Source organism: Amycolatopsis sp. NPDC043885 (assembly GCF_056435685.1).
In genome coordinates this window covers 133,225-151,212 of sequence record NZ_JBWKEA010000014.1, presented here as the reverse complement: position 1 = coordinate 151,212, position 17,988 = coordinate 133,225, and the positions used below count along the sequence as shown (strand labels likewise).

Here is a 17,988-nt window from a genome sequence, read left to right as displayed (position 1 = left end):
GAATGGTGGGCTTTGCCGGTAAAAGTGCCGTCGCGGGATGCGTGGCTTTCATGGCATCGCTCGGCATCGGAGTCCCGTCGACGGCGGTCGCCGAGCAGTGCGCGAACCCGACGGGCACCTACACCGCGGCGGTCCCGTGGGGACAGCGGCTGATCGATCCCGTGCGGATCTGGCCGCTGTCCCGCGGCACCGGCCAGCTGGTCGCGGTGATCGGCACCGGGGTCGACGGCGGCAACGGGCAGTTCGCGCCCGGTCAGCTCCTCGGCGGCCAGGGCACCCAGGCCGACGACTGCGACGGCCGGGGCACCATCGCCGCCGGGATCGTCGGCGCGCAACCGGATCCGTCCACCACGTTCACCGGTATCGCGCCCGGCGCCAAGATCCTGCCGATCCGCTACACCCAGGTGAACGGCGGCGGTGACCCCGGGCAGCTCGCGTCCGCCATCGAAACCGCGCTGAACCGCGGCGCCGGGATCATTCTGATCGCCGTCCCGGCCGCTTCCGACAGCCCCGCGCTGGCCGGTGCCGTCTCGCGTGCCAGGGAGAAAGGCGCGCTGATCGTCTCTCCCGCCGCGGGATCGCAGCAGGGCCAGACTTCCTACCCGACCGCGACACCGGGCGTGCTCGCCGTGGGATCGACCAATCAGGCCGGTGAGGCGGTGCAGTCGGAAGCCGGTTCCTACGTGGGGATCTCCGCGCCCGGCGCCGAACTGGTCAGCACGTCCGCGGGCGCGGGCGGGACCGTGGCGCACCGGTGGCCGGTGAGCGATCCGAGCCTGGCCGCCGCGCACGTGGCGGGTGTCGCCGCGCTCGTGCGCGCGTATCACCCGGAGCTGTCGCCGGAGCAGGTCGTCACGCGGCTGACGCTGACCGCGCACCGCGGCCCGAGCGGCGGGCACGATCCCCGGCGGGGCTGGGGCGCGATCGACGCCTACGCCGCCGTTTCCGCCTCGATCCCGGCCGGTACACCCGGTCCTGGAGGGCCGCCGAGTACCGGCCCGGACACCTTCGTCGTCCCCGCCGCCGCGCCCGCGCGGGCCAACGCGGACAAGGTTTCCGGTGTGCTCGCCATTTCCGGGGTGGCCGCGGCCATCGCGGCGGGCGTGGTGGTGGCCGCGGTCCGGCGGGGCAGGCGCCGGGGTTGGAAACCTTCGCGATTCCGTGCCTCGTGAGCGGCAGCGGTGTACTGGGGGACACCGCCGCCACTCACGAGGTCTTTTCGCGACCCCTGGGGTTTAGGGGACGGATGCGCAGGCCGTCGAGCCCACGATGGCCACGCCGTCGCCGGCACGGGAGACGTGCACGTTGAAGTCGGCGCCGTCGCGGCTGAACTGCGCGATCAGCTCACGCGGGTTGCTGCGGTCGCGTGAGCGCCAGCCCTGGCTTTCCAGCATCGGCAGGACGACGTCGACGAGTTTGCGGATCGCGTCGGTCGCGTCGTCCACCCGGAGGCCGTACTGCCAGCAGAGCAACCGGCCCGGCTGGGTCGGGTCGCAATCCAGCTCGCCTTCCACGGTGCGCTCCGCGGCGGAGCCGAAGGTGCCCGCGACACCGTCGATGACCGCCGTCAGGTCCTCGGCCAGCGGGTCGAGCTCGGTGTTCCTGGTGATCATGACCAACCCCTCACAAGCCTCGTCCGACGCCTTCGATGACCATCTCGCGCAGCGAGCCACCGGTGAAGCCCTCGTGCGTGACCGCTCCGCCCGTGATCACACCGTAGATGTTGTTCCACGAATCGGAACCCGGCTTGAGCACACCGCTGTGGGACTCGAAGCCCCACTGCAGATCGCCGTTCGCGTCGCGGCCGGTTTCCAGTTCGACGACGCCGGGGAAGCGGTCGGGGTCCGCTCCGTGCCCGGCGCCGAGCCATTCGAAGAGCCCCGCGTTGCCCTGTGCCACCACGATCGGGTCGAAGGGGGCCGTCATGGAGTACCGCTGCACACCGGCCTGGCTGGCCGGGAGGTCGTCCGGGCTCCAGATCCCGTGTCCCATCCCCGCGGACTCGACGTGCAGCACCTGGTCGGCCCTGAGCCCGAGCTGCTCGGCGAGCCCCACGGTCGCACCGCCGTAGCTGTGCCCGACCGCCGTGACCACGACGCCCGGCCCGGCGTGGCTGTCGATCTGGCCGCGCAGTTCGTCGCCGAACGCCTTGAGATCGGGCGCCATCGTCTGCGCGTAGTGCGCGGCCGGCCCTTCGGTGACGACGTTCTGCGGGAAGACTCCGTCGGCCCAGACCACCATCGCGGTCCGTCCGGTGGCGTCCGCGGCGACCAGGCTCTTGCCGAGGTCGGCGTAGCTCTGGAAGTTGTCGAACGAGGTGTTGACGCCGGGGACGAACAACCCGACGTTGCGCGTGCCCGGCTCGATGCGGCCGACCAGTTCGACGATGCGCCCGTTGCCAGACGGGTCGAACCGCAGGATCTGCCGGTCGTTGGCGAGGATGTCCTCGTACAGCGCGATCCGGGTGCGGGCGCTCGCGATGTCGTCGGCTTTTCCGCCGTGTGCAAGGAGGTTCGCGAGCCGTTCGCGTTCGGCGGTCAGCGCGTCGGTGACCTTCGTGCGGTTTTCGGCGATCGCGGTGGCCCACGAGCCGGTGTCGGCCGCGCCGCCGACGCCGGACGGATTCCCGGCCTTGGGCAACGGGTTCTCCGGCATCAGCGACCGGTACGCGGCGGCGATCTGGACGTCGGTGCGCCGGTAGCCGCCACCCGCTGAGGTGAGGCCTTGGTGGATCACCGTCGCCTTGGTGATCTGGCCGTCGAGTTTGCCGGCGACGTCCTTGATCGTCTTGGTGTACGTCGCCGAAGCCGCGCTGGAAGCCGAAACCTGGCCGAACGCGGTGGCCGGGACGTTCTCACCCGCCAGCGCGGTCTGCGCGGTCTTGAGCACACCGGCGCGCTGTTCGAGTTCGGCCGCCGCCGCTTCGAGCCTGGCGGGGGCGACTCGGTAACCGCCCGCACTGGATGCCATCACCGAGCCGCCTCTCCTGTTCGGGAAAAAATCAGTACTGTTCGGGTTCTTCGCCGAGCACGGCGGGAGCGACCGGGGACGACTGACCCCAGACGTTCTCGGTCTCCACGAGCCACGGCGGGATACGCCGTCCGGAACCCATGTCGCCGCCCGCGCCCATGCCCATCGGCATCATGGGCATCATCGGCATCGCGCCCTTGGCCGCCGCCGCGCCCGCGGCACCGGCCGCTCCGCCCGCCAGGCCGCTCATCGCGCTGCCCGAGCCACCGTCGCCCGCCAGGCCGGAGAACGCGGCCGGGACCTCACCTGGACCGGAGACTCCGCCGCCGCCCGCGCCGATCGCACCGCCGTCCAGCGACGGCGCTCCGCCACCGCCGATCGGGATGCCGCCGCCGGCGCCGCCCGCGGTCGCGCCCGCCGCACCGGCGCCTCCGCCCGCGGGTTCGCCGTTCTTGTCCTTGCCGTCGTTCTTGCCGCTGGCCCACGGGGGCACCCGCGGCATGATCGAACCGAACCGGCCGAACGCGGCGGCCGAGGCCGCGGCGAGACCGGCGGTGAACATGTCGCCGAACAGCGGATTCGACTTGGGGACCTGACCCGGCTGCCCGGTGGTGGGCGGCGTGGAGCCGTCCGAGGGCAGCGGGTGTGTGTTGTCGCCGGGAACCAGCCCGACGCCGGGCGTTCCGCCGATGTTGTTGCCGACCGAGCCACCCGGGGCGGTGCCGCCACCGGTGACCGGCGGCGGGGTGACGGCGTTCGGCGAGGCCGGAATGGACTCCTCCACGGAGGAGTACTCACCCGCGAGCTGGGTCATCACCACGATCGCCTTGCTGTGCGCCGCGCTGGCCGCGCCCGCGGCCTGCTGCTGCGCTTCGACGTTCGCGATGGCCTGCTGCCGCTGCTGGGCGGCGCTGATGATCGTCGACGGCGACGAATCCGGGGGCAGGAGCGGAGGATTGACGGCCAGCGCGAGGTCGGCGGGGGAGACGTCGGGCACCGCGACCGGCGGCGGCATCTCCTTCTTGGCCTTCACCAGCGCGTCCGCCGCGTCCTCGAGGAGGTTGTTCATCGCGTGCGCGGTCTGGGCGACCTTGCGGATTCCGCCGACGAGGTCGCTGATCATCGTGTGGTACTTGTCCGCGGCGCCACCGGTCCAGTTGCCGGAGAAGTCCTTCAGCTCGCCGGTCAGGTTCTCGGCCTGTTCGAACAGCCCGGTGCCGGTGGACTGCCATTTGTGGGCCGCGTGACGCGCCGTGTTGGGGTCGCCTGCCTGCAGCATCGCGTAGAGCTGCTGGTGCGAGTACGCGGCGAAGTTCGTGTGCGCGGTCTCGGTCATCCCTTGTTCCCCCCGCCGTTCGAGCCGCTGTTACCGCCCAGCACGCCCCCGAGGACGTTGAGCAACGGATCGAGCAGCCCGGTCTGCTGGCTCGAGTGGTGCATGTCGCCCGCCACCGAGTCGTCCGCCGCCGCGTAGCCGTCGGCGACGGTCGTCGTGACGTCCTGCGCGAAGGTGATCGCGCCCTTGACCTGGTCCAGCAGGCCCTGCATCTCGGCGACGGCCGCCTGGTGCGCCTTGTTGAGTGAGCCCGCCTCCCCGAACTCGCCGAACAGCAGCGGCTGCTCGCCGAGGGTCAGCAGGAAGTCGTTCGGCTTGGACATCGCGTGGATCTGGGTCTCCAGTTCCCGCACGAAGTCCTTCAGTGATTCCAGATGGACGTAGTACGACTGGTCTTGCATTGATCCCGGCTCTCTCGTGAACGGCCACGCCGACAAGGGGGACGACTACGCGCAAAGCCGGCCGGCCGGTGCCGAGGGGGGTGAAAGCACCGGCCGGCCGACGGATGGGGATCAGCCGGCGAACAGGCCCTGGTTACGGTTCTCCAGGCTGTGCTGGAGATCGTGGGCGTCGCCGACCTTGCCACCGAACTGCGCGATGATCGCCACGATGTCCGCGGTGGCCTGGCGCAGGCGGGTTTCAGACGCACGGGCGGCCTCACCGGCGGAGCTGCCGGAGGCGTACCAGGTCTGGGTGATCGGCTGCAGGTTCGTGTGCAGCTGTTCGAGCTGGGACGTGAGCGCCTTGGCCTTGGCGGCCAGCGAGGCCGAGCTGTGCTGCAGCGCGGCGAAGTTGATTTCGACGACGTCAGCCATGATTGGTGGTCCTCTCGCGGATCAGGGGTTCAGCCGGTGGATCACGGTCTGGTCGACGACTCCGCTGACCCCGGTGAGGCTTTCCCGGACCTGCTCGTCACCCGAGTTGTAGTTCCGGTTGCTCTCGTGCACGAGGCGCGACATCGTGTTGAGCTCGTTCACGGCGATGGTCATCTTCTCCTGCAGACGACGCTGCAGGTCCCAGAACGCGATCGCCTGGTCACCCTTGTAGTTGTGCAGGGTCTGGGTCAGCTCGCTCTCCAAGCTGGCCATCGTGGTCTTGGCGTTCGACGCGGTCTCCTCGAACCCCTGGACGGCGCGCGCCATCGCAGCTGCGTCTGCCTGATATCCCGTACCGGTCATTGATGGGCCACCTCCTCTCATCTCGCTGGAAATCCCGGTGAGCACCAGGGGACGCCCTGTCTGCTCTTGTGAAGGACACGCTAGAAAAGAGGTGAGTGCGGTCAAACGGCACAACTGCCGGTCGCACTGACGGCACTATTACCCACAGGTCGGTGGTAGGGCCTTCCCCACCCCCGATCAGGGGGAGCGCTCCAGTGTCCGGATCGGAGCTTCCCGGCACGCTCGATCCCATGGTGGACAGGGGAACCAGGGTTGTTCTGCATCGACCGTTGATGATCTTGGCGGCGGCGATGGCGGTACTCGGGGTCATCGCGCTCGGCGGTCTCGTTTTCGACGACCGCAGCCTCGTCAACGCGCCCATTTGGCTCAAACCGCTCAAGTTCACGATTTCCGTGGGACTCTACGCGGTGACGCTGGCCTGGCTGATCGGGCAGCTGACCCGGGGTAAGCGGCTCGGCTGGTGGCTCGGGACGGTGTTCGCCGCCGGGCTCGGCCTGGACATGGCGTTGCTGTTCTGGCAGATCGCCATCCGCGGCCGGACACTCCACTTCAACCGGGAGACACCCGCCGACCAGTGGATCAACAACATGGTCGCGAACGGCGCCTTCACCGGCTGGGGAGCGACGGCGGCCATCGCGCTTCTCCTGCTGTTCCAACGTCTTCCCGACCGGGCGATGAACTCCGCGTTACGCGCGGGTGCCGCATTGTCGGTCGCCGGAATCGGGGTCGCGTTGCTGATGTTCGGGCCGAACGAGCAGCAAATGGCCCAGTTCCGCGCCGGCGAACGGCCGTCGATCCTCGGCGCCCACGCGGTCGGTGTACCCGACGGCGGCCCGGGATTGCCGGTGCTGGGATGGAGCACCGTGGGCGGGGACATGCGGATCCCGCACTTCTTCGGCATCCACGCGATCCAGGTGCTGCCACTGGTCGCCTTCGGGCTGCTCAAGCTCGCCCGGCGGTATCCGGTGCTCGAATCGGAATTCGTGCGGCGGAATCTGGTGCGGACCGCTTCGGCGGGCTTCGCGGGGGTGCTCGTGCTGCTCACCTGGCAGGCTCAGCGAGGACAGTCCATCGTGCACCCTGATTTCTGGACGCTGGTCGCGGGTGCGGGAATCATCGCCGTCGTGGCCGCCGGTTCGGCACTTTCGCTTCGGGCTTCGCGGCCGATGCATCACTTGACGTGAGCCTAGGCGAAAAGGGACCGTTCGGGGTGAACGGTCCCTTTTCCCTTTCGGCTCAGACTCCCGCGGTGGCGCGGATCCAGTCGCGGCTCGCCGCGACGCTGGCGTAGTTCTGGGTGCCCTGCGGGTTCGTGCCGGAGTTGCTGCCGGTCGAGCAGACACCGACCTGGACGCCGTTCGCAAGCTGCGGGCCGCCCGAGTCGCCGTGCCAGGCCGAACCGTTGACGCCGACGCTGGCGATGGCCTGGCCGCCGTACGCGTCACTGCTGGTGCCGGTGATGCGGACGTCGGCCGTCTTCAGGACGCTCGAAGGCGGGTTGTTGCCCTGCGTGCGGCCCCAGCCGTAGATCTGGTTGGTGGTGCCGTTGGCCGGGTTCGCGGTGCCGAGCTTCATGTACGTCGTGTTGACCGCGGTCGTGAGGTGCAGGAGGGCGATGTCGCCGCTCGGGGCGGCCTTCTGCTGGTCGACGTCGGCCTCGGTGCCCTGGTTCAGGTTGACCTTGCCGACCTTGACGTGCATGCCGGGTTCGTTGAGGCAGTGCTTCGCGGTGAGGACCCACTGCGGAGCGATGATCGTGCCGGAGCAGTTGAAACCGCCGAACGCGGTGGCGTCGTCCCAGTAGATCTGGGCGCCCCACGGTGCGGAACTCACGGTGCCGCCGCCGATGATGTCCTGGCCCGCGTTCGCGGTGGGGGTGGCGGCAAGGGGCAGCGCCGCGGCGGCACCGGCCACCGCTGCGATGATTTTGGACATACGCATGAATACGCCCTTCGGCCTGCGTCGGGGATTCAGTATCGAGTTGAAACGGTCTCACCAAGTTAGGTGGCGGTAAGGGTTTTGGTAACCTGCCGAAGTCGGTAGACGATTGGTCCGTCCTGTGCGAATTCCGGAATGGGATCGATGCTGCCCTTTGCCGTGGACGTCCGTTGTATCCGGTTCGCTGGCTGTGGCTTGCCTGCCGGCGTCTAGGGTGTTCGCGTGACGACAGTTATCGTGCTCAACGGCGGCTCCAGTTCGGGTAAGTCGGGGATCGCCAGGTGCCTGCAAGCGGTGTTGCCGGAACCCTGGCTCACCCTCGGCGTGGACACCTTGATCGACGCCATGCCGTCCACTGTGGACGACGGGATCGACTTCGCGGCGGACGGTGGAGTGAGTGTCGGCTCCGGTTTCCGGCGGCTCGAGAACGCGTGGATGGCCGGTGTCGCGGCGATGGTCCGGGCCGGGGCCCGGGTCATCATCGACGACGCGTTCCTCGGTGGGGCCGCGTCGCAGCAGCGGTGGCGTGCCGCACTGGACGGACTCGAGGTGCTGTGGGTCGGGGTCCGGTGCGACGGCGTCGTGGCCGCCGGGAGGGAGACGGCGCGTGGGGACAGGGTCGCGGGGATGGCGGAGGCACAGGCCGAAATCGTGCATCGAGGTGTGGTTTACGACCTCGAAGTGGACACGGGGGTGAACGAAGCCTTGGCCTGCGCGCGGGAGATCGCCGCACGGGTGGAATGAGTTCGCTGGGTGGGCTGGAGACGAGTGGTGCCCTGTGGTCACGACGATGAGGGCCGGCTCTGACGTGGAGGTGGCGCTCCGGGCTGTAAACGCCGCGTGTGAGGTGATCCGGCGTGCTTACGGTGGCGCGGTCGAGCGATTAGGGAAGGGCGGCGGAGATTTCGCCACCGGGGTGGATCTCGCCGCGGAGGGCGTGATCCGGAGGAGTTTGCGGAAAGCGTATCCGCGCGATGTGATCCTCGGTGAAGAGTACGGCGCGGACGAGGGGGACGGGGCCCGGACCTGGCTGGTCGACCCGTTGTGTGGGACGTTGAACTACGCGGCGCATACCCCACTGGTGGCGGTGAACATCGCCCTGCGTGTCGGGAACGACGTGACCGTGGCGGTGTCGGCGGATCCCTTGTCCGGCGAGGTGTTCTGGGCAGGCGACGGTGGAGCCGTCCTGCGCCGCGACGGCCGCGACGAGCCTCTGACGCCCGCGGCGGGCGATGGACTCGTGGACGTCAATCTCGACCCGCCGTTCCCCAACGCGGCCTCCTTCCGCGCGGTCCGGATGCTGTCGGACGACGCCTTTACCGGACGCTTCCGTCCCCGCGTCTTGTCCACGACGCTGGCGTTGGCCTGGGTCGCGGCCGGACGGCGGGCCGCCTACGTCACCGATGGGCACTTGCGGGACAGCGTGCACTTCACCAGCGGTATCGCGTTATGCCAAGCCGCCGGCTGTGTGGTGACCAACCTTGCCGGGCAAGCGGTCCACACCGGCATCCAAGGATTGGTCGTGGCCGCTGATCCGGCGACACACCAAGACTTGATCGACCTCGTGGCACGCCACCGTGACGACTGAACAAACCGGCCATGATCGAAGCGCGGGTCCGGCGGGGATGAGCGTGCATCGTGAGTCAGGACACGGCGAGTTTACCTTGCTCGCGAACGAGATAGGGGGCCTTACGCGAACGCAGGGGCCCCCTTTGGACCTGACCCGGCTCGAACGGGCAGCCTCCCTCTCCGCTGCGGACACACCCTTACCGTGTAGGCACGCCTAGGGCAGCTTCGCATTGAGGATATGCGGCTGCCTCAGCTCAGGTGAACACGTTTCGCATCGTTGCGCGGTATGCCGAGCCGCCCTTTGTGAACGTCCGGCTGCCGATGGAATTGCGATTCCTCGATGTGTCCATCGTGCCTTGGTACGGGGATGTCGGGCGAGTCCGGACTTCGGACCGGGGCACTGGTGTCATGGTCGTCCCGGTATCACCAGGGATCAGATCGGCGAGTGGCGAAGGGCTCCTGCAGTACCCACAGGGTAGGCAGGGACGACAGGGAGGCCTTCACGGCCAAGTGAACGCTGCGTGGGTGATTCGGACTCGTGAGTTGTCAGTCGCCGGAAGGGGGCATGTCGCCTTTCTCGCTCTGCCCGGGGAGTGGGCGGCCTTAATCCTGCTGGCGTAGTCGCGAAAGGCGTGGTCTATAGCCCGCACACGGCCCTCAGAAGGGTGAGGTGTCTTCTGGTTGGGGGCGTGGGTCGTGGAGTGGTTCGGGTGTTGCGGTGTAGGTGTGGCCGGTGGGGGTGGTGATGGTCATGCCGCCGTTGCCGGTGGGTTCCGCGGCCCAGCCGGGTTCTTCTTTGAGGAGGTTGTGGATCTTGCAGGCGGCGTGGCAGTTGTGGTGATCGGTGGTGCCGTGGCGGGCCCAGGTGGTGATGTGGTCGATCTCGGAGAACTCCGCCGGGCGGTGGCAGCCAGGGTGGGTACATTCCCGATCCCGGGCTCTGATCAGGCGGGCGAGTGAGGCCGGGGACCGGTAGGTGCCGGGACTGGCTTCGAGAAGTTGCCCGGTAGTGGGGTCGGTGATCAGCCGGGACCACGTCGAGCCGGGGTCGGCGGCGATCTCTCGCACGAGCCAGCCAGGAATGGGTCCGTAGCCGGCGAGGGTGGCGGGATCTTCCCGGGCGCCGGTCAGGGTCAGCAAGTCGACATAGACATGGACATGCGCCCGCGGTGTCCCGTGGCCGTCCTCGGCCAGCAGTCGTTCGGCGAAGATGTCCGCCCGGTGCTGGTCGAGGGTGCGGGATGTGTCGGCCTTGCGGCGTTTCTTGGCGGCGTGGCTCAGGGACGCGTAGATCGAACTGGCGACCTCGGCGGGGAGCCAGCCCGACAGCTTCGACATGGTCTCGTCCTCGTGTTCCAGCGACACATGCCGTAACGCGCGTTTGGCCGCGGCGCGTTCCCGGTAGCCGCCGGGATCGAACTTCTGCACCGCGTGATCCACCGATTTCCGGATCGCCCCCGGATCACGCCCGGCGAGACGCTTCGCCATCCAGGCGTCCACCCGCGCGGCGACCTCATCGGACACCTCGCGGGTCAGCTGGGACACTTTCGACGCCTTGTACAGATCGATATCACCGTTCTCCAGCGCCGCCAACGTGTTCGGCAACCGGGCCACCAGGGCGGACGAGGTTTCGACCAGCAGATACGCCTGATTACGGGAGACCGAGAACGCCAACGCGACCTCCTCGGTCACCGATCTTCGCGACCCACCCACCCCGGCGAACCCCGCTATCGAACGCACCTGCCGCCCCTGCGCCTGCCGGAGCACGACTTCCTCGTCGTAAGCGGCATCCAGAAGACGAGCGGCTTTCGGATTAAAAGCAAGAGATGTGATCATGACCAAGATTATACTCGAACAGGAGTTCGATCGCCACTGGCTCGGCGGGTTGCAGTCAACTGCGTGAGATTTCCTTGGAGGATAAGGAAATGTGGCACGACAGGGCCGGTAGCGGGAGTGGGTTCACCAAAGATTCCTGGCGCATTATCGGCTGTCCGAAAGGGGGCTATTTCAGGTCGGCACGTCCCGGTTTGGGTGCTACGCTGTCCTCCTTTGCTGCGAGCGTCCAATGCTGAACTGCGCATCTCCGGTTCCTCGATAAAAGCAGAAAGCCAAAGGGGGTCACCTCACGACCGGAACAGCGTCCGAAACAGCACGAACGAGTTCCTCGACACCCTGCCCCCACCGGGAAACGATGACGAGATCACGATCGGGATCGATCCACAACAAGTGCTGATCCGCGCTGCCACGCGCGAACCGGCCGGTCGGCGGCGCGGACGGGAACCCGTTGAGCCACCAGAGATAGCCATAGTCGGGGTTCCGGGGACAGGGCGTCCAACTGCGCTCGATCCAGCTCTTGCTGAGCAACCCGTTGTGGAGAAAGAGCAGCCCGAGCAGGGAGAGGTCGGCGGCGGAGATCCAGAGCCCGCCTCCCCAGTGGGCGCCACCGCTGACCACCGGGACGGTCTCGCCGTCGATGGTGGTCGGCGAGTTCCGGTAGCCGTGCCAGGACCACGTGCCGGACGCGCCGAGCGGGCCGAGGACGTGTTCGTCCAGCACCGAAGGCAGTGCCCGGCCGAAAAGGTGGGTGAGGGCCAGGCAAAGGAGGTTGACCCGAACGTCGTTGTACTCCCAGGCCGAGCCCGGCGTGCCGTCCCGGCGAGGGCCGTCCAGCCAGGACGGTTTGCCCCAGAGGTACCCGTCCCATTCGCTGATCTGCTGCAACAGGTGATGCCAGGTGACCGAGGTCCCGGCCAGCTCCGGCAGGTCGAGAGTGTCCGCCACGGGCCGGTGCGGGTCGGGGAGCAGGCCCCGGTCGAACGCGACCCCGGCGACGATCGACACGACGCTTTTCGTGACGCTGAAAGCCATTTCCGGCGTATCGGGATCACCCCGCTGGTTCCGGACGCCGGCCGCAGCGGCCCCAGCACCTCACGGTGGGAACGTTCCTTCACTTGGCTCGCCAGGTACGCGCTCATGTCCTCGATGCCCGGCGTGACGCGCTCGGCCTGTGCCGCCACGGCGGCCTGAACAGCGGACAGATCCAGTGCCTAGTCCTCCACAGGCTTCGTCCAGGCAACCTGAACGAGCCCGGTCCCATGCCGCCGCGACACCAGCACGCCCCGTCCCGCGGGCTGAGGCCCGGGCTTCACGTCCCCGAGCAGTGCCCCTTCGTCCCGCGACCCGGACATCACGAGGCCAGGGGAGCCCAGCTCCCGGATCCGTTGCAGCACAGGTTCGAACAGGGAACGCCCGGCACCGCCGCTCCCGCGCGCGATGACGAGGTGGAGCCCGATGTCCCGCGCCTGGGGCAGGAATTCCAGCAGCGGCTGCAACGGGTTCCGGCCGACGGTCGCGACCATTTCGTAGTCGTCGACGAGCACGAACAGCTCCGGCCCTCGCCACCACGACCGGTTCCGCAGCTGGTCCGGCGTGACGTCCGCGCCGGGGAGCCGGTTCCGCATGGCCTGCTGGCATTGGTCGATCAGCCCGGTCAGCACGGTTTCGGAACCCGCGTAGCCGAGCAGATGCGAATCCGGCACCGCGCCCAGCATCCCCCGCCGATAGTCGGCGACGACGATCGCGGCTTCTTCCGCCGAATACTTCGACACGATGCCTTGCGCGATGGCGCGAAGGAGCGAGCTCTTGCCGGATTCCACGTCACCGAAGGCCAGGAAATGCGGTTCGGTGGCGAAGTCGAGGTGCACCGGCCGCAGATTCGATTCCGCGATACCGAGCGTGACCTGCTTGCGCGGACCGGCTTCCAGCGAGTCCAGCGGCACTTCGGCGGGCAGCAGACGGACGGCGGGCGCGGGATTCCCCTTCCAGGCGGCGGAAATCCGGCGGTTCAGGTCCAGGCCACCGGCGCCGACGGTGTCCGGGCGCTGGTCCGAGTCGATACGCGGGAGCGCCGCGAGGAAGTGCAGCTTGTCGGCGGTCAGCCCTCGGCCCGGCCGGTCCGCCGGGACGTTCTGCGCGATCTTGCGGTCGATGAGCGAGTCCGCCGGTTCACCGAGCCGCAGTTCGAACTTGGTGCCGATGGCGTCGCGCAGCGTCGCCCGCATGCCCATCCACTGGTTGATCGAGACGACGACGTGGATGCCGAAACCGAGCCCGCGCGAGGCCAGGCTGGTGATCTGTTCCTCCAGCTGTTCGTATTCCTGGCGGATCGTGGTCCAGTTGTCCACGAACAGGAAGACGTCGCCGAACTCGCGGCCTTCCGTGCTCTCCCGGAACTCCGAACGCCGCTGGCGGAACGCCGTGATCGACTCGATCCCGTTGGCGGAGAAGAACTCCTCGCGCTGTTCGAGCAGGGTCGTCAGTTCCGCCACCACCCGGCGGCAGCGCTGGGCGTCGCGCCGGGTCGCGTAGCCGGACACGTGGGGCAGCCCGGCGATCGGCGCCAGCGCGCCACCGCCCATGTCCAGCACGAACAGCTGGACCTCTTCCGGCGTGTGGGTGAGCGCGAGCATCGCGGCGATGTCGCGCATCAGCGTGCTCTTGCCGCTCTGTGGCGCCCCGACGATCAGCGCGTGCCCGGCGGCACCGGAGAAATCGGCCCACAGCATGTCGCGCCGCTGTTCGAAGGGCTTGTCCACCAGGGCGACCGGGATCATCAGCTTGCCGTTGCCACCCCAGCCCAGCGGGCACAAGCCGCGCACCGGGTCTTCGCCGAGCGGAGGCAGCAGCTGGTCCAGCGTCGGCGGTTCGGCCAGCGGCGGAAGCCAGATCTGGTGCGCTTCCGGGCCTTTGCCTTCGATCCGCGAGATCATCGCGCCGATGATGGTCTCGCCGGTGCCCTTTTCGACCGGCGCCTCGGCCTCGACGGTCACCGGGATCTCGACCGGTGCCAGTGTGAACGGCATCAGCCCGAGACTCTGCCCGTCCTTGCGCACGATCTTGCTGCGCGGCGGCAGTTCCCCCGAGACGTACGCGGCCTTGAGCCGGATGAGGGTGTCGTTGTCGGACTTCAGATACGCCGAACCCGGCACGGGCGGCAGCTGGTAGGCGTCGGCGACACCGAGCACCGCGCGGCTCTCCGACGCGGAGAACGTCCGCAGGCCGATCCGGTAGGACAGGTGCGAATCCAGCCCGCGCAGCCGTCCCTCCTCCAGCCGCTGCGAGGCCAGCAGCAGGTGGATCCCGAGACTCCGCCCCAGCCGCCCGATCGCGACGAACAGGTCGATGAACTCCGGCCGCGAGGACAGCAGCTCGCTGAATTCGTCGATGATCACCAGCAAGGACGGCAACGGCCGCAGGTTGGCGCCCGATTCCCTGGCCTTCTCGTAGTCCCGCACGGACGCGTAGTTCCCGGCCGCGTGCAGGAGTTCCTGACGCCGCAGCAGTTCGCCGTTCAGCGCGTCCGCCATGCGGTCGACCAGCGCGAGATCGTCGGAAAGGTTGGTGATGACGGCGCAGGTGTGCGGCAGCCCGGTCATCCCGGCGAACGTCGCGCCACCCTTGAAGTCGATCAGCGCGAGGTTCAGCTTCTCCGACGAATGCGTGACGGCGAGCGCGGTGACCAGCGTCCGCAGCAGCTCGCTCTTGCCGGATCCGGTCGCGCCGATGACCAGCCCGTGTGGCCCCATCCCGCCTTCGGCCGATTCCTTCAGGTCGAGTTCGACCGGCCTGCCTTCGGGGTTCACGCCCAGCGGGATGCGCAGCCGGTCCCGCGCGGACCGCGGCGCCCAGGTGACTTCGGTGTCGGTGTCGCGCGGATCGCCGATGCCGAGCAGCCCGGCCAGCCCGAACGTCGCCGACATCGGCGCCTCGCTGACCACCGCCGTGCCCTGGAACAGCGGCGTCAGCATCCGGGACAGCGCTTCGGCGGCGCCGCGGTCCAAGGTGTCCGGCTTGCCGAGGAAACCGAGCCGTTGCTCCGTACCGTCACCGACGACCATCCCGAGCTGCTCCGGGCTCATGTGCAGGCTCAGCAGCCGTTCCGACGAGACCGACCGCGGCTGCTCCGCGCCGATCTCGATCACGGTGACACCGAGCCTGCCCTCCTCGGCGACGAGGCGCGTGTCGCCGTGGGTGTGCCCGCCGTCCACGATCACGACGATCTGGGGCAGGTCCAGCCGGGCGTCCGGCCGCCGGGTGAACGCGGGCCGGTCGCCGAGGTCGGGGCCGAGCAGGTCGGCGAGCTTCCCGGAGCCGGCGTCGACGAGCCGCCGCGGACCGGCGGCGTCGGCGGCGGTGGAGGCGACGTGCGGCAGCCACTTCGCCCATTCCCAGTCGTGCAGCCGGTCGTCCTTGACACACAACGCGATCCGCAGATCGCCGGGCGAGTGGAACGTCGCCAGCTGGGTCAGCAGCGCCCGTGCGGTCCCGAGCGTGTCCGGGCGGCGGCCGGACAGGACGACCTGCGCGAACGACCGCAGCGAGACCGCGACCGGGAGCCCGTCGACCGTCGAATAGGTGCGGATGAAGTGCTTGAGGTTCGTCGAACACACCGGATCGAGGTCTTCCAGCGGGACGGTCTGCGGTGCCTTCAACGGTGTCGCCAGCCGCTGCGGCCCTGTTCCGATCCGCACCTGCCCGAACTGGGCGTCGGACCGTCGGCGATCCCACAGCCTGCCCGTCTCGACGTAGGCCCACAGATCCGCCGGGTCGGGTTGCAGCGCCGCCATCGCCGCTCGCTGGTTGTCCGCGATGTCCCGGACCTGGCCGCGCAAACCGGTCAGATACCGCTGGTAGTCCCGGCGTTCCTCGTTGATCTGAGCCTTCTTCTGTGCGCCGCCGCGGCCGAGCGACATCACGACCATGCCCACCATCGCGGTGAGGAACAACGCGCCGAAGATGTACGTCATCACGCCACCGTCGCGTCCGATGTAGACGAACGACATGGCTCCCATGCCCAGCATCATCGGCATGAACATCAGCAACTGCATGGCTCCGCCGGAGGAGCCCTTCGGCAGCATCGGCGGGGACTGCAGGACGATTTCACCGGGCTGCTCGCCCAGGGCCGGCAGGCGGTCGCGAGTGGCGCTCATCAGGGTCTTTCTGGCCGCTTGTGGGTAATCCTGCCGATCATTCTGGCCACTCGTGCCGCCCTCTTGGTGGGTACTTTTGCCGTCCGCTCACGTCTGGTGGCGAACTTACGCTGCTGGTCAACGCAGACGTGGGGGAAGAGAGTAAGGAGAGCCATGGTCGGCACGGGCGAGTACCGGGCGGAGCCCGAGGCCATGCGCTCGGCGGTCGGGAACCTGGGCGGCATCATCATGCAGGGCATCAACGTCGTCGCCGACCTCGAACGCACCGTCCTCCAGCCGATGTCGTTCGCCACGTTCGGCAGCGCGGTGGCGGCGGCCAACACGGCCATGCAGAGCCAGCAGGTGGTCGCGGTCCGGACGCTCCTGCAACTGCTGCAGCAGATCAACGGCTTCATCAAGAGCAGTGCCGACGCCTACCAGGCCGCCGACGAGGCGGTCGCGGGCGGATACGGCGGCCGTCCGGGCGGCGGCGCGGGATCGACGTCGTCGTCGATCTGGGGCAACTCGCACGCCTCCGAACTGGCGACGCTGGCCATCAACGACAGCGCCGGCGGCGAGGGCGAGCCGTCGTCGGTCGGCAACGTGCTGCGCTACCTGGGGGACGCGCGGCTGGGGCAGCTCGGCGACCACCCGATCACCGACACGCGGTTCCACGGCGTCTCGGATTTCAACGACTGGCTGGCCGGTGACGCCGACAACCAGGCGCGGGTCGGGGTCATCGAGGTCTACGCCGGTACGGCGCGCAACTTCGGCGACGTGCCGGGCGGGGTGCACAGCGGCGACGTCGTCGTGGTCGAACCGCTCCTGTTCTCCGACAGCAAGCCGATCATCGCCATCGCCGGAGAGGGCGGGCTGCTCTACAACCACGGAATCGTCGACGCGGACATCAACGGCCTGGCGAAGGTCAGTGTCTACCGCCCGGCTTCCGTCTGACTTCCGGCCTGAGGAGCGACCATGCTGACTTACCCCAATTCCAGCGCGATGGACGCCACGGCGTCCTCGGGCGGACCGATCACGATCCTGCCGCAGATCCTCACCGGTCAGCCGGAGCAGATCGCGAAACACGTCCTCGAAGTGCTCAAGAAGGCCAACGAGTTCCTCACCATGTACAACGAGGTGACGAAGGCCGCCGAGCAGCTGGGCAAGATCTGGTCCGGCGCCGCGTCGGATTCCGCGTTGAAGAAGATCACCGACTCCCTGAACTCGCTGACCAAGATCATCCAGGTCGTGCAGAAGGGCGCCGAACTGCTCGGCATCGCCGGGACGCTGATCAAGACCGCGCAGACCGCCTACAAGGCGGTGGTCTCGGCGGTGAACCCGACGGTCGCGGGCCTGATGTCGAATCCGTGGACCTACGGCGCCGCCGTCGCGCTTTCCACCGCCACCAGTGCTTCGCTGCGCGCGTTCATCACCGCGATCGGCGCGCTGCTGAAGGCGCTCGGCGTGGTCGACCTCGCCAACCAGATCACCCAGATCGCCACCATCATCGGCGAGGTCCAGAAACTGTTCGGGCACAACGACGCCGGTGACAACGGCGCGGCGGGCAACTCGGCGGTCTCGGGCACCCCGGTCACCAACCCGCAGGCGCCGGGCTCGGTCGCCAGCGGTTCGGGACAGGCCGCCATCGGCGGTTCCGGTGGCGGTGCGGGCGGTGGTTCGACGCCGGGCGAGACGCCACCGTTCACCCAGTACCGGCCGCCCGCGCTGGGCGGGAACGGCTCCCAGGGCAACTGGCCCGGCGGCGCCGACGCCTGGATCCCGGTGGACAGACCCTCGGGTGGCGGTGCGGGTTCCGGATCCACCGGTGGAGCGCTGCCCAGCGCGGGCAACGGGAACACGGTCACCATCACCACCGACCTGAGCACCGGGAAGTCCACCGTGCAGGCGCCGGGTGGGCAGGACATCGATATCGACATCGACATGAACTACGGCGGCAAGCACTTCGAGCAGCACATCGATATCGATGCGGGAGCTGACTCACCGGCGAAGGGCAGGTAGCCGTGTGGGG

At 68.6% G+C, this 17,988-nt stretch carries 16 protein-coding genes; 6 read left to right on the top strand and 10 right to left on the bottom strand.

The annotated features are described in order from the left end of the window. Nucleotides 1-2: 2 nt before the first annotated feature. Nucleotides 3-1,172 carry a S8 family serine peptidase gene (locus tag AC069I_RS31930; RefSeq protein WP_478267077.1) on the top strand — a complete coding sequence of 390 codons (1,170 nt, stop codon included), beginning with the start codon at nucleotides 3-5 and terminating at the stop codon, nucleotides 1,170-1,172. A gap of 63 nt (nucleotides 1,173-1,235) precedes the next feature. Here AC069I_RS31930 and AC069I_RS31925 read toward each other — a convergent pair whose 3' ends face one another. From AC069I_RS31925 to AC069I_RS31900, 6 genes are all read right to left on the bottom strand, one after another. Continuing rightward, a complete protein-coding gene (locus AC069I_RS31925; RefSeq protein WP_478267076.1) occupies nucleotides 1,236-1,613 on the bottom strand; it encodes a hypothetical protein in 378 nt (125 codons plus the stop codon). Between the two features lie 10 nt (nucleotides 1,614-1,623). Beyond that, complete coding sequence (locus AC069I_RS31920; protein WP_478227290.1) at nucleotides 1,624-2,970, bottom strand: alpha/beta hydrolase; 1,347 nt, start codon at nucleotides 2,968-2,970, stop codon at nucleotides 1,624-1,626. A 31-nt stretch (nucleotides 2,971-3,001) separates the two neighbouring features. Then, a complete protein-coding gene (locus tag AC069I_RS31915) occupies nucleotides 3,002-4,306 on the bottom strand; it encodes a WXG100 family type VII secretion target (protein ID WP_478267075.1) in 1,305 nt (434 codons plus the stop codon). Then, the gene (locus tag AC069I_RS31910; protein ID WP_125684396.1) at nucleotides 4,303-4,707 is read right to left on the bottom strand and encodes a hypothetical protein; all 405 of its coding nucleotides are present in this window, start codon (nucleotides 4,705-4,707) and stop codon (nucleotides 4,303-4,305) included. Before AC069I_RS31910 ends, AC069I_RS31915 begins: the two co-directional genes overlap by 4 nt. Before the next feature lie 111 nt (nucleotides 4,708-4,818). Beyond that, entirely contained in the window at nucleotides 4,819-5,121 is a 303-nt protein-coding gene (locus tag AC069I_RS31905; RefSeq protein WP_005155348.1) for a hypothetical protein, read from the bottom strand. A 21-nt stretch (nucleotides 5,122-5,142) separates the two neighbouring features. Next, on the bottom strand, nucleotides 5,143-5,484 hold the full coding sequence (locus AC069I_RS31900) for a WXG100 family type VII secretion target (RefSeq protein ID WP_125684394.1): 342 nt from the start codon (nucleotides 5,482-5,484) through the stop codon (nucleotides 5,143-5,145). Nucleotides 5,485-5,714: 230 nt separating this feature from the next. On the opposite strand from AC069I_RS31900, the gene AC069I_RS31895 reads away from it, so the two are divergent. Next, the gene (locus AC069I_RS31895; protein ID WP_478227289.1) at nucleotides 5,715-6,668 is read left to right on the top strand and encodes a hypothetical protein; all 954 of its coding nucleotides are present in this window, start codon (nucleotides 5,715-5,717) and stop codon (nucleotides 6,666-6,668) included. A 52-nt stretch (nucleotides 6,669-6,720) separates the two neighbouring features. Here the strand turns inward: AC069I_RS31895 and AC069I_RS31890 are convergent, their stop codons facing one another. Then, nucleotides 6,721-7,419, bottom strand: a complete 699-nt coding sequence (locus tag AC069I_RS31890) for a S1 family peptidase (RefSeq protein WP_478267102.1) — start codon at nucleotides 7,417-7,419, stop codon at nucleotides 6,721-6,723. A 225-nt stretch (nucleotides 7,420-7,644) separates the two neighbouring features. Between AC069I_RS31890 and cpt the strand changes: the two genes are divergently transcribed. Both cpt and AC069I_RS31880 read left to right on the top strand, forming a co-directional pair. Then, the gene (cpt, locus tag AC069I_RS31885) at nucleotides 7,645-8,166 is read left to right on the top strand and encodes a chloramphenicol phosphotransferase CPT (RefSeq protein WP_478267074.1); all 522 of its coding nucleotides are present in this window, start codon (nucleotides 7,645-7,647) and stop codon (nucleotides 8,164-8,166) included. Between the two features lie 46 nt (nucleotides 8,167-8,212). Continuing rightward, on the top strand, nucleotides 8,213-9,010 hold the full coding sequence (locus AC069I_RS31880; protein WP_478267073.1) for an inositol monophosphatase family protein: 798 nt from the start codon (nucleotides 8,213-8,215) through the stop codon (nucleotides 9,008-9,010). 638 nt (nucleotides 9,011-9,648) lie between these two features. Here the strand turns inward: AC069I_RS31880 and AC069I_RS31875 are convergent. The 3 genes from AC069I_RS31875 to eccCa form a co-directional block, all read right to left on the bottom strand. Then, on the bottom strand, nucleotides 9,649-10,683 hold the full coding sequence (locus AC069I_RS31875) for an HNH endonuclease signature motif containing protein (RefSeq protein WP_478267101.1): 1,035 nt from the start codon (nucleotides 10,681-10,683) through the stop codon (nucleotides 9,649-9,651). Nucleotides 10,684-11,109: 426 nt separating this feature from the next. Further along, nucleotides 11,110-11,859, bottom strand: coding sequence for a serine hydrolase domain-containing protein (locus AC069I_RS31870; RefSeq protein WP_478267072.1), 750 nt, complete (start codon nucleotides 11,857-11,859; stop codon nucleotides 11,110-11,112). A gap of 179 nt (nucleotides 11,860-12,038) precedes the next feature. Next, nucleotides 12,039-15,980, bottom strand: a complete 3,942-nt coding sequence (gene eccCa / locus AC069I_RS31865; RefSeq protein ID WP_478227221.1) for a type VII secretion protein EccCa — start codon at nucleotides 15,978-15,980, stop codon at nucleotides 12,039-12,041. Between the two features lie 153 nt (nucleotides 15,981-16,133). On the opposite strand from eccCa, the gene AC069I_RS31860 reads away from it, so the two are divergent. Both AC069I_RS31860 and AC069I_RS31855 read left to right on the top strand, forming a co-directional pair. Beyond that, entirely contained in the window at nucleotides 16,134-16,913 is a 780-nt protein-coding gene (locus AC069I_RS31860) for a WXG100 family type VII secretion target (RefSeq protein ID WP_340687526.1), read from the top strand. 21 nt (nucleotides 16,914-16,934) lie between these two features. Further along, nucleotides 16,935-17,978, top strand: coding sequence for a hypothetical protein (locus tag AC069I_RS31855; RefSeq protein ID WP_478227220.1), 1,044 nt, complete (start codon nucleotides 16,935-16,937; stop codon nucleotides 17,976-17,978). Nucleotides 17,979-17,988: the final 10 nt, after the last annotated feature.